The sequence below is a fragment of the Ilyobacter sp. genome (assembly GCF_041583315.1).
GTDB lineage: Bacteria > Fusobacteriota > Fusobacteriia > Fusobacteriales > Fusobacteriaceae > Ilyobacter.
The window spans coordinates 1-10,865 of record NZ_JBFHGC010000026.1; the positions used below are offsets into that span (position 1 = coordinate 1).

Here is a 10,865-nt window from a genome sequence, read left to right on the forward strand (position 1 = left end):
ACTCCTCCCACAACACAGGCCGCTATGGCATCCAGTTCATACATGTTTCCCAGATTGTTTGTGGCACTTCCTATACGTCCGGCTTCCAGTAAACCTGCAAAAGCATAAAACATCCCAGAAAGGGCATAAACCTTTATAAGATTTACAGTTACATTTACTCCTGATACAGTTGCCGCCTCAGGATTTCCTCCTATGGCAAAAATATTTTTTCCGAATCTGGTTTTATTCCACAGAACCCACATAAATGCTGTGGCAAGCGTGGCATATATTATCAGATACGGAAGCTCAAAGCTGCCCAGGTAAAGAGATCCTTGAGCAAAAGAAGAATACCTTTCATCAAAGCCGGCTACTGGTGAAGCTCCTACAAAATCATAATACAGAGAGTTTGCACCATAGACTATTATCATAGTACCCAGAGTAGCAATAAAAGGTGTTACATGAAGCTTTGCTATTATTACTCCGTTTATTATACCCATGACTGCACCTATGGCCACCACCACAAGTATCACTACAGGTATAGGTATGTTTCCCAGATTTGGGAACACCTTATTCACATTTGTAGTAGCCTGAAGCAGAGTAGCAGAAACCACTGCCGTAAGTCCTACCTGTCTTCCTGCAGAAAGGTCTGTTCCCTGAGTAACAATCAGTCCCGCTACTCCAAGTGCTATTATTATTCTCACAGATGACTGAGTCAGGATATTTTTAAAGTTTCTTATACTCAGAAACGTCGGTTCTTTAGTTATTATTATTGCAAGAAGAAGTATCAAAACCACATAGATTCCTCTGTCCATCATCCATCTTTTTACATCTTTTGAATTTATCTTTTTCTTTTTTTCTTCTACTGAAATTTCCACCTTTATTCCTCCTCTACAGATACTTTGCCGTCAGTCTCAAAATCTCTTCTTGGGTTGTTTCTTTTGTATTAACTATTCCTGCCACCCTTCCGTTGCTCATAACAAGTATTCTATCTGTCACTCCTAGTAACTCAGGCATCTCTGAAGATATCATTATTATTCCCTTATCTTTTTTGGCAAGATCTATCATTAGTTGATAGATTTCAAACTTTGCTCCTACATCTATTCCCCTGGTAGGTTCATCCATCATCAATATTTCCGGCTCAGTAAGAAGCCAACGTCCGATTATTACTTTCTGCTGATTTCCTCCGGAAAGTGATCCTATATTGGTCTTTTGACTTGGAGTTTTCACTCTCATACTGGCTATTACCCAGTCAGTATCATCTCTCATCTTCTTCTCATTCAGAAGTTTATGCTTGGTAGTGTATTTTTCCAAGTTTGAAATAACAGAGTTAAAGTTGATATCGAGCATACTGTATATCCCAGTAGCACGTCTTTCTTCTGTTATCAGGGCAAACCCGTGTTTTATGGCTTCGTGAGAGTCTGCATTTTCTACTTTTTTCCCATGAAGAATTATATCTCCGCTCTCTTTCTGTCTCATTCCAAAGAGAGTCTCTACTATATCTGTTCTTTTGGCTCCCACAAGTCCTGCTATTCCCAGTATTTCTCCCTTATGAAGCTGGAATGATATATTTTTTATAGAAGGCTGGAATTTTGCCGTAAGGTCATTAACCTCGAGAATGACCTCTTTGGGCTTATTATCCTTCGGCGGGAAACGGTGAGTCAGGCTACGTCCAACCATTAGATTTATGATATGGTCTGTAGTCATTCCCTCTACCTTTTCTGTGGCTATCCACTGTCCGTCTCTCAGTATGGTTATGTCATCTGATATTTCTGATATCTCTTCCATTTTATGTGATATGTATATTATTCCACAGCCTCTGTCTCTCAGCTTATTTATTATCTTAAAGAGATGAGTTACTTCTCTTTCTGTAAGAGATGAAGTAGGCTCATCCATAACTATTATCTTGGAATTATATGAAACAGCTTTGGCTATTTCAACCATCTGCATCTGGGATACAGAAAGGGATTTCACCTTTGTCTTTGGATCTATATTTATATCCAGTTCTTCAAATATCTGTTTTGTGTCCTTATACATCTTGGCCTCATCTACAAACATCCCTTTCAAAGGATATCTTCCAAGCCATATATTATCCATAACACTTGTCTGAAGCACTTGATTTAATTCTTGATGAACCATAGACACACCGTTGTCTAGCGCTTCTTTTGAAGAACTAAAATTTATAGGCTTCCCCTCTAAAAAAATCTCTCCTGAATTTTTACTGTAAATACCAAACAGGCATTTCATAAGAGTTGATTTACCTGCTCCGTTTTCACCCATGAGAGCGTGAACACTGTGAGGGCTTATCTTTAAGGTAACCCCGTCTAGGGCCTTTACTCCTGGAAACTCCTTTGATATATTTATCATTTCTAGGAGATATTGCTTGTTATCTTCTAAATTTCTCTCCATTTTAAAGTACCCCTTTTCTAAAGATAAGAGAGAGTGACTAGCACCCTCTCTATTAAAACTTTTTTTATTTAAAGTCTTTTAAGTTATCCTTGTCTACTCCTACGTAAGGTACACGTATTGCTTTGTTTTCCATTTTCCATGCTGTTCCCTCTGTTGCCTCTTTTCCGTTTGCAAGATTCAGAGCCAGATCAAATGTAGCCTGTCCTTGATTTGGTGCATCATTTAGAACAGTTCCCGCCATTTTACCATCTTCAATAAGAACTAGTGCTTCAGCAAGAGCGTCCACTCCGAATACAGGTAGCTCCTCTCTTTTGTTTGCCTTCAGAGCTTCTACTGCTCCCATAGCCATTCCGTCATTATTACAGATAACTACTTCTATCTTCTTTGCATTAGGTCCTGAAAGCCAAGCCTCTACCTTATCTTTCGCCTGAGCTGTATCCCACATAGCCGTATCCATGTGAAGTTCCTGAGTTCCTATTTTATGAGTATCATTAAGAGTTTTTACAACATATTCAGTTCTTGCTTCAGCATCTGGATGTCCAGGCTCTCCTTTTAGAAGTACATATTGGATTTTACCGTCTCCGTTTAGATCCCACTGTGGATTTGCAACCCATTGCTTTGCAACTAGGTCTCCCTGTATTACTCCTGCCTCTTTAGACTCTGTACCTACATAGTAAGCTTTTTCATAGCTTGCCAAAGCATCCTGAGAAGGTTCTTTATTATAAAAAACTACAGGAATATTTTCTTTCTTTGCCTTATCTATTATAGTCTGGGCTGCAGCCGGGTCAACTAAGTTGATCGCCAGTGAATCTACACCTTTTGATATCATTACGTCTATCTGGTCGTTCTGCTTCGACTGGTCATTCTGAGAATCATTCATTAATATATTTACACCGTCTCCTGCAGCAGTTCCGGCTCCTTCTATAGCCTGTCTCACAAGAGCCATAAAGTTGTCATCATACTTGTAAATTGTAAACCCTATAGTTTTAGCATCTTTTTTTGTTTCAGGTGCTTTTTTTTCACCGCAGCCTGTCAATCCTGCCACCAAAGTTAACGATGCAAGAAATAATCCTAATTTTTTCATCAATCTCCTCCTATAAATTTAGATATGTATTTCATATTAGAAGATTACCTCTGTTTTTACCGTTTGTCAATTAAGCTTACTGTTTATTTTTAGTCTTTTTTCAACTCAATCTGAACTATAAGCCCTATTCTTTTATTTATAAGGGTTTTAAACCATACCTTTTTTAACTAAATAAATTAATTAAGCACTTTTATTTTATTTAGTTAACTTTTTCATCGTTTTTTTTCCCATACCTATTAAAAAACCCCTACATTTTAGCATGATACAAGAAAACCACCACATGAAAACTAAGAAGTCAAAATTAGAGGATACTTCCCTGAAAAACTGTATAAATATAGAGATAATAAGACTGCAATAATTGAAACGGATCATGGATTATTACGGATATATACGTTATCTCATGAAAATATTTTTATAATTAAATGGGAGAAGGTGAGGATGTCATGCATTATCTAAATGAAGGCAATATACTTTTGTTTCTTATACAGCTTTTTATCATCCTGTCTCTGTCAAAATACTTTGGAATTCTGTTAAAAAAGATAAAGCAGCCAACTGTGACCTCAGATATTCTCATAGGTGTGTTTCTGGGACCCACTATTTTAGGGAGATTATTTCCAGCATTCCAGTTGAAACTTTTCCCCACAGATGCCATACAGCAAAACATGATAGAAACAATCGGATGGCTCGGTTTATTTCTTTTATTGATGACAACAGGTTTAGAAATAAATTTTTCCAGCGTCTGGAAACAGAAAAAAGATGCACTAAAAATATCCCTTTTCGATATTGTCATACCTATATTAGTTTCCATTCTGCCTATATTTTTTTTACCTGATAAATATTTGATAAACCCAGAGAGCAGAATAACATTTTCTTTTTTCGTAGCTACAATAATGACTATCAGTGCCATGCCGGTGGCAATAAGAGGTCTTCATGATTTAAATATTTTAAAAAGTGATACTGGTTTCCTCATTGTCTCTGCCCTTACTATAAATGATGTCATTGGATGGATCATCTTCACCATAATACTATCCGTCTTCACACAGGAGAGCCTTCAAATAGGCAAGATAATATACCTCATAATTTACACTCTGCTCTTTGTTTATCTGGCTCTATTTCATGTAAAGAAAATATTAAACACCTTTCTTTTTAAAATAAGCAACCAGAGAATTGAAACCACTGCAGAAGCTTTAAGTGTAGTTATTCTTTTAGGGATAGCCTTTGGAATAATAACCATGAAAATAGGAATACACTCACTTTTTGGATTTTTCATAGCCGGAATTCTGGCAGGAGAGTCAAAATATTTTTCAGAAAAGTCCAGAACCTCTATAGAACAGATTGTTTATGCTGTTTTTGCCCCTATATTTTTTGTTAATATCGGCCTGAAAATAGACTTCTTTGAAAATTTCAATATTTTCCTGGCCGTAATAATCACTGTAATCGGAATTTTCGGAAGATTTTTAGGAGCATGGGTTGGATCGGCTTTTTCCAATAAATCCAGAAACGACAGGTTGATAATTAGTATAGCTCATGTCCCTGGTGGAGAGATGCACATAGTTGTCAGTCTTTTGGCATTGGAATACGGACTAATATCAAAAGAGATTTTTATAGCTATTGTTTTCGGAGCCATTTTTTCATCTATCATAATGGGGCCGTGGCTTGCATTCCTTATAAAAAGATTTAAAGATGTTTCTCTGAAGGAATTTTTCTCAAAAAAACTTATTATTCAGGATTTAGATGCAGTTACCCCCTCTGAAGCCATTGAAAAAATATCAAGTGTGATCAGTTCTAGCAGAGGTATCGATTTTGAGTTTCTGAAAACCGAAGTTCTCAGCAGGGAGATAATGGGCAGCACTTCCATAGAAGAGGGAATAGCCATCCCACACGCCAGGCTGGAAAAGCTTGACAATCCGGTTATAGCTTTTGGCTTTTCCAAAAACGGTATTGACTGGAACTCTCCAGACGGCAAAAAATCCAGATTCATATTTTTAATTTTAACTCCTAAAGACGACAATATTATCCAGCTTAAGATCATAAGAGAACTTATCACCCTAATAAAAAACAGAGAAGTGCAGAACAGTATCTCTGCACAAAAGACAAGTGATTCCATTTACAAAATTTTATTTAAAAACTCATGAAAAATCTAAATTTATTTTGATTGCCATTAACTTTAATGTTATTATATGTGGTATTTGGATAATGATAAGATTCTTAAAATTCATTGAAAAAAACACCAGATACAAGGCACAAGCAAAATAATTTTTATATAAAAGGAGATAAAAAATGGTCGCAGAGGCATTTTTAGAATTATTTAATGAAAAAATACTTTTAAACTTAGTAATTAGAATATTTGTATTTTCCATGGTGGTAGCAATAACTATGTTAGGCGTAAATCTTACCAGGAAAATAATGGACAGCAATCACAGACTCAAAGAGCTCGATCCTACCCAGTTTACCTTTATAAAACACTTCTTGGCAGGAATTATTTATTTCATAGGTTTCATGTCTGCTGTGTATACCATTCCTACATTCAGAAGCCTTGTTGTTTCCATCTTTGCAGGTTCCGGTGTTCTGGCTATCATTATCGGTTTTGCCTCTCAGCAGGCTTTTTCAAACATAGTCAGCGGTATATTTATAGCTATTTTCAAACCTTTCAGAATCGGCGACAGGGTAAAGCTTATCGGTAAGGAGACATTCGGAGTAATAGAGGATATAACTCTCAGACACACTATGATAAGGACATTTGAGAACAAAAGAATAATTATACCAAACTCTGTCATAAGTAATGAGATCATAGAAAATTCAAACATCGTAGAGGATAAAGTGTGCAACCACATCGAAATAGGAATAAGTTACGATTCTGATGAGGATAAGGCCATTCAGATAATAACCGAAGAAGCCATGAAACATCCGTCATTTTTGGACAACAGGACTTTTGAAGAGATAAATGCCGGAGAGCCATCTGTCAATGTGAGAGTAGTAGGGTTCGGAGACTCTTCAGTAAATCTAAAGGCTTGGGTATGGTCAAAGGATACTGTAAGCGGATTTATTATGAAGTGTGACCTGAATAAAAGCATAAAAAAGAGATTTGACAATGAAGGAGTGGAAATTCCTTTCCCTTACAGAACCATTGTATTCAAAAACAACGAGGACCAGAGTAACAATAATACATTATGAAAGAGAGATACTGATGAAAATAATAGTAGATGCTGACGCCTGCCCAAAAACAGTAAAAAAAATATGCGAGGAGCAGGCTGTAAAACACGGAGTTGAGCTGGTAATGGTAATAGATGAGGCTCATGAGATAGATGGAAATTTCACAGTGATAAAAGTAGTACAGGGAATGGATTCTGTGGATCATAAGATAATCACCATGTGTATAGAGGGTGATATAATTATTACTCAGGATTACGGACTGGCCTCTATACTCCTCCAGAAAGCCTCTGGAGTGATCCATCCAAAAGGTTTCCTTTACACTATTTTCAACATCGAATCCCTCATGTTTCAGAGACACATGGGGCAGAAGATCAGAAAAGCCGGAGGAAGAACCAAGGGGCCCAAAAAGAGGACCAATAATGAAGATCTCGAGTTTGAGAAAATACTAATCTCCATTCTTAAAAAATCAAAAAAACCATTAAAAAAACTGCTGTAGAAAATTCTCTACAGCAGTTTTTAAATTGAAATTTTATAAACTATTTTTTTCGTCCTCTTCTCTTCCATGGGTATAACTAGGTAAAATCATAGGCGAAACTCTGTCTGTTTCCACTCCGTTGACTTTCATCTCATCATTGTATCTCTTTATATGATCCAGGGTAAGTTCCTTGACCTCTATATTCTTACACTTTTCCCCTGCATCCTTTCCGGCTCTTCTTCCGAAAACTATTATATCCAGCAGGGAATTACCCATAAGTCTGTTTTTACCGTGTATTCCTCCGGCGCATTCTCCTGCCACATAGAGATTTTCCACCTGAGTTTCTCCGTTTTCCTTGATTAACAATCCACCATTTTGATAATGAAGAGTAGGATATACAAGAATCGGCTCTTTTCTCATATCTATTCCGAATTTCAGATACATTCTCATCATGGCTGGAATTCTCTTTTCTATCGTTCCTTCTCCGTGAATTATCTCAATAAGCGGGGTATCTAGCCATACACCGGCACCTCCACTAGGAGTAGCGAGACCTTTTCCCTTTATATTACACTCTCTGATTATTGCAGAAGCCTCTACATCCCTTGTCTCTAGATGGTATACAAACTGCTCTCCGTCTATATTAAGGGGAGTGGCTCCCAGACTACGCACTTTTTCAGTAACTAAGGCCCCGAAGATCTGAGCCGGATAGGCTACTCCAGTGGGATGATACTGGATAGTATCAGCAAAGGCCAACTCCACTCCTACTCTGTAACCCATCACAAGACCATCAGCTGTGGCACCATAGTGGTTAGACGTAGGGAACCCCTGATAGTGAAGTCTTCCTGCTCCTCCAGTTGCCATTATTACAGTTTTAGCCCTTGCCACAAGGTATCTCCCTGTTTCAAGGTCATGAAATACTGCTCCTCCTGCTTTTCCTTCACTGTCAAGAATCAGCTCTACCACAGGGGAAAACTCTAAAACCTCTATACCTTTATTTCTCACTTCATCTCTAAGCACACGCATTATCTCTGCTCCGCTGTAATCTGCCGCCGCATGCATTCTTTTCCTAGACGTTCCTCCACCGTGGGTTGTCACCATAGTTCCGTCTGCTTCTTTGTCAAACATTACCCCAAGATCATCTAGCCATTTTATGGCAGAGGGAGCATCTTTTACCAGGGCAGCTGCAAGTTCAGGTACATTGGTATAATGTCCCCCTCCCATTACATCCAGATAATGCCTGTCAGGGGAATCATTTTCTTTATCTGCAGCCTGTATTCCACCCTCAGCCATCATTGTATTGGCATCTCCAAAACGAAGTTTAGTGGTTATGAGCACCTTGGCACCTTTTTCATTGGCTTCCAGAGCAGCAGCAGCTCCTGCTCCACCTCCTCCGATAATAAGAACATCTACATCATAATCTATTTTTTCCAGGTTTATATCTATATTTTCCAGCTTACTCTTAGCCTCTATAAGATCAGCAAGTTCTTTTGGCACTCTCTGTCCCTTATTTACACCGTGTCTTAAAACTCTGAAACCTTTATCTGTGTAATCAGGATGGTTTTCATTTAAAACATCTATCTTTTCCTCGGGACTCATCCTTGGAAAATCTTTTCCTAATCTTTGGGAACGTGTTTCCACTACTTTTTTCATCAGTTCCCTCATATCTGCCGTGTACATCAAAATACCTCCTCGATATCCAAAAATTATGACTTTTCAAATAAATCTAATTATTTTGTTATATCTCTATTATTATATAACTCTTTCAGTTCATCTATACTCTTGTTCATCAGTTCTTCCATAACCTCATCATATTCCCCGGCCTCTGCCTTGGCCACCTTGTCTTTTAGGTGCTGTGTCTGAGGTGCTATATATTTTCCTGTGAGACGACGAGCCAGAAGTCCTACATTATAATGAGTTATATTTGCCGGACATCTTGATGCACAGATTCCACAGGCCACGCAGTCAAAGGATTCATGGGCACATTTTTCCAGGTCACCTCTCTGAGCATAGGCTATATACTGCATCACATTCAGATCCTGAGAACATCCCTTTGTACATGAGTTGCAACCTATACAGCTGTAGATTTCAGGATAGAGTTTAGCCATTGTGTCTGCATTTGGCTCTAGTTCATTTATATCATAAGCTGGTTTTTCTCCCGGGAAAAACGGCAGCTGAGTGAAATACATCCCGTCTTCCACTGTGGTCTGGCATGCCAGTGCCACCTTTAGTTCCTTTTGACCCTCTGTCCTGTATATTGTTGCACATGCCCCACAGAAACCAGACCTGCATCCGCACCCTCTGGTCAGTTTATATCCTGCATACTCCATTGAATCCATTATTGTCAGACTGGCAGGCACGGTATATTTTTTACCTAATATATATACATCAACCATTTCTCTTTTAGACATTTATGCCTCCTTAATTATTAATATTCATCTGGTAGTTCTGTGATCTCATCACATCTGAACACAGGACCGTCTTTACACACATATTTGTCCCCTATATTACAACGTCCGCATTTACCGAATCCACATTTCATCTTGAGCTCTAGGGTAGTATAGACCTGGTCCTTTTTAAACCCTATCTCTTCTAAGGACTGAAGAGTGTACTTTATCATTATAGGCGGTCCGCAGACCAAGGCTACCTTATTTGTATCAAAGGCCAGCTTTCCCACATAACTAGGTACAAATCCCACATGTCCTTTCCATGTATCCGCTTCTCTGTCCACAGTAAGGTGAACTTTCGTCTCATCCTTTGACGGCCAGACTTCAAATATATCCTTTGGATGTACAAGATCTCCTGGAGTACGTGCTCCGTATACTATGTCCACCTTACCGTATTCTTCGCGGTTGGCCATGACATAATTTATCACAGAACGAAGAGGTGCTAACCCTATCCCTCCTGCGATAAAAAGAAGATCTTTTCCTTTGAGTTCTTCCACGGGAAAATTATTTCCGTAAGGACCTCTTATTCCTATTTCAGAGCCACTTTCCAGCTGATGAAGGTAATCTGTGACATTTCCGCATCTTTTTATGCTGCACTCGATATAGCCCTCTTCTGTAGGTGAGGAAGTTATGGAAAATATCGCCTCCCCTATAGGGGGTGCTGATATCATGGCACACTGCCCTGGCATAAATTCAAAAGGTTTCCCTCCGTTGGGATTGACTATCTTAAAAGTTGTAACATCGTGGGTATCTACCCTCACATCCTCTATAACTGCTATTTGAGGCATCAATGGATCGTTGTCGTGACAAGTGCAACTCATTATTTTTCACCGCCTAATTTTTTGATGACTTTTACTATATCCAAATGAACAGGACATTTGTCCACACATCTTCCGCAGCCTACACAAGAGTAGACCCCTTCATGATTTTTGGGATAATAGACAAGTTTATGCATAAACCTCTGTCTTACCCTCTGCATCTGGCTTGTTCTTGGATTTCCGTGAGCCATAAGTGTAAAATCAGAGGACATACATGAATCCCAGCAACGGAATCTTTCTCCGCTTTTTCCACCGTCATAGTCTTTTACATCATAACAATGACAGGTAGGACATACATAAGAACAAGTTCCGCAGGCGAGACATCTTTCACTGAACTCCTTCCATATCTCTTCTTTATCAAAGATTTCCTGCTGAGTTCCTTCTATCTTTGAAGGATCTATTTTTGAAAAAGGAAGTTCTTCCATCTTCTCTTTTATCTCATTTTGTATCTCTTGTACTTTCCCCTCATGCTCTTCTCCGGCATCTTCCAAAAGATCAATCACACT

The 10,865-nt window shown here is 38.5% G+C and carries 10 protein-coding genes; 3 read left to right on the forward strand and 7 right to left on the reverse strand.

All coding sequences use genetic code 11. The features are described 5' to 3' along the window. The 3 genes from mglC to mglB form a co-directional block, all read right to left on the reverse strand. On the reverse strand, positions 1-794 hold a 794-nt coding region (gene mglC, locus ABZA26_RS01935), incomplete at its 3' end, for a galactose/methyl galactoside ABC transporter permease MglC (protein ID WP_372712846.1). Positions 795-867: 73 nt separating this feature from the next. Next, on the reverse strand, positions 868-2,385 hold the full coding sequence (gene mglA, locus ABZA26_RS01940; protein ID WP_372712836.1) for a galactose/methyl galactoside ABC transporter ATP-binding protein MglA: 1,518 nt from the start codon (positions 2,383-2,385) through the stop codon (positions 868-870). Positions 2,386-2,449: 64 nt separating this feature from the next. Continuing rightward, positions 2,450-3,469, reverse strand: coding sequence for a galactose/glucose ABC transporter substrate-binding protein MglB (gene mglB / locus ABZA26_RS01945; protein ID WP_372712837.1), 1,020 nt, complete (start codon positions 3,467-3,469; stop codon positions 2,450-2,452). Between the two features lie 422 nt (positions 3,470-3,891). On the opposite strand from mglB, the gene ABZA26_RS01950 reads away from it, so the two are divergent. The 3 genes from ABZA26_RS01950 to ABZA26_RS01960 all read left to right on the forward strand — a co-directional run bounded on the left by ABZA26_RS01950 (position 3,892) and on the right by ABZA26_RS01960 (position 7,118). Further along, a complete protein-coding gene (locus ABZA26_RS01950; protein ID WP_372712838.1) occupies positions 3,892-5,604 on the forward strand; it encodes a cation:proton antiporter in 1,713 nt (570 codons plus the stop codon). Positions 5,605-5,749: 145 nt separating this feature from the next. Next, entirely contained in the window at positions 5,750-6,643 is an 894-nt protein-coding gene (locus ABZA26_RS01955) for a mechanosensitive ion channel family protein (RefSeq protein WP_372712839.1), read from the forward strand. Between the two features lie 13 nt (positions 6,644-6,656). Beyond that, positions 6,657-7,118 carry a YaiI/YqxD family protein gene (locus ABZA26_RS01960; RefSeq protein ID WP_372712840.1) on the forward strand — a complete coding sequence of 154 codons (462 nt, stop codon included), beginning with the start codon at positions 6,657-6,659 and terminating at the stop codon, positions 7,116-7,118. A gap of 33 nt (positions 7,119-7,151) precedes the next feature. Here ABZA26_RS01960 and ABZA26_RS01965 read toward each other — a convergent pair whose 3' ends face one another. The 4 genes from ABZA26_RS01965 to ABZA26_RS01980 form a co-directional block, all read right to left on the reverse strand. Beyond that, positions 7,152-8,774 carry an FAD-dependent oxidoreductase gene (locus ABZA26_RS01965; protein WP_372712841.1) on the reverse strand — a complete coding sequence of 541 codons (1,623 nt, stop codon included), beginning with the start codon at positions 8,772-8,774 and terminating at the stop codon, positions 7,152-7,154. A 50-nt stretch (positions 8,775-8,824) separates the two neighbouring features. After that, positions 8,825-9,505 carry a 4Fe-4S dicluster domain-containing protein gene (locus tag ABZA26_RS01970; protein WP_372712842.1) on the reverse strand — a complete coding sequence of 227 codons (681 nt, stop codon included), beginning with the start codon at positions 9,503-9,505 and terminating at the stop codon, positions 8,825-8,827. A 17-nt stretch (positions 9,506-9,522) separates the two neighbouring features. Continuing rightward, positions 9,523-10,362 (reverse strand): FAD/NAD(P)-binding protein, encoded by an 840-nt coding sequence (locus tag ABZA26_RS01975; protein ID WP_372712844.1) that lies wholly within the window; start codon positions 10,360-10,362, stop codon positions 9,523-9,525. Beyond that, the coding region (locus ABZA26_RS01980; RefSeq protein WP_372712845.1) for a 4Fe-4S dicluster domain-containing protein at positions 10,362-10,865 on the reverse strand (504 nt) is incomplete at its 5' end. The genes ABZA26_RS01980 and ABZA26_RS01975, both read right to left, overlap by 1 nt.

What these genes read in the sequence shown, in the direction of transcription:
- mglA (WP_372712836.1), bottom strand. Translation starts at nt 2,385, where the DNA reads ATGGAGAGAAATTTAGAAGATAACAAGCAATATCTCCTAGAAATGATA.
- mglB (WP_372712837.1), bottom strand. Translation starts at nt 3,469, where the DNA reads ATGAAAAAATTAGGATTATTTCTTGCATCGTTAACTTTGGTGGCAGGA.
- ABZA26_RS01950 (WP_372712838.1), top strand. Translation starts at nt 3,892, where the DNA reads ATGGGAGAAGGTGAGGATGTCATGCATTATCTAAATGAAGGCAATATA.
- ABZA26_RS01955 (WP_372712839.1), top strand. Translation starts at nt 5,750, where the DNA reads ATGGTCGCAGAGGCATTTTTAGAATTATTTAATGAAAAAATACTTTTA.
- ABZA26_RS01960 (WP_372712840.1), top strand. Translation starts at nt 6,657, where the DNA reads ATGAAAATAATAGTAGATGCTGACGCCTGCCCAAAAACAGTAAAAAAA.
- ABZA26_RS01965 (WP_372712841.1), bottom strand. Translation starts at nt 8,774, where the DNA reads ATGTACACGGCAGATATGAGGGAACTGATGAAAAAAGTAGTGGAAACA.
- ABZA26_RS01970 (WP_372712842.1), bottom strand. Translation starts at nt 9,505, where the DNA reads ATGTCTAAAAGAGAAATGGTTGATGTATATATATTAGGTAAAAAATAT.
- ABZA26_RS01975 (WP_372712844.1), bottom strand. Translation starts at nt 10,362, where the DNA reads ATGAGTTGCACTTGTCACGACAACGATCCATTGATGCCTCAAATAGCA.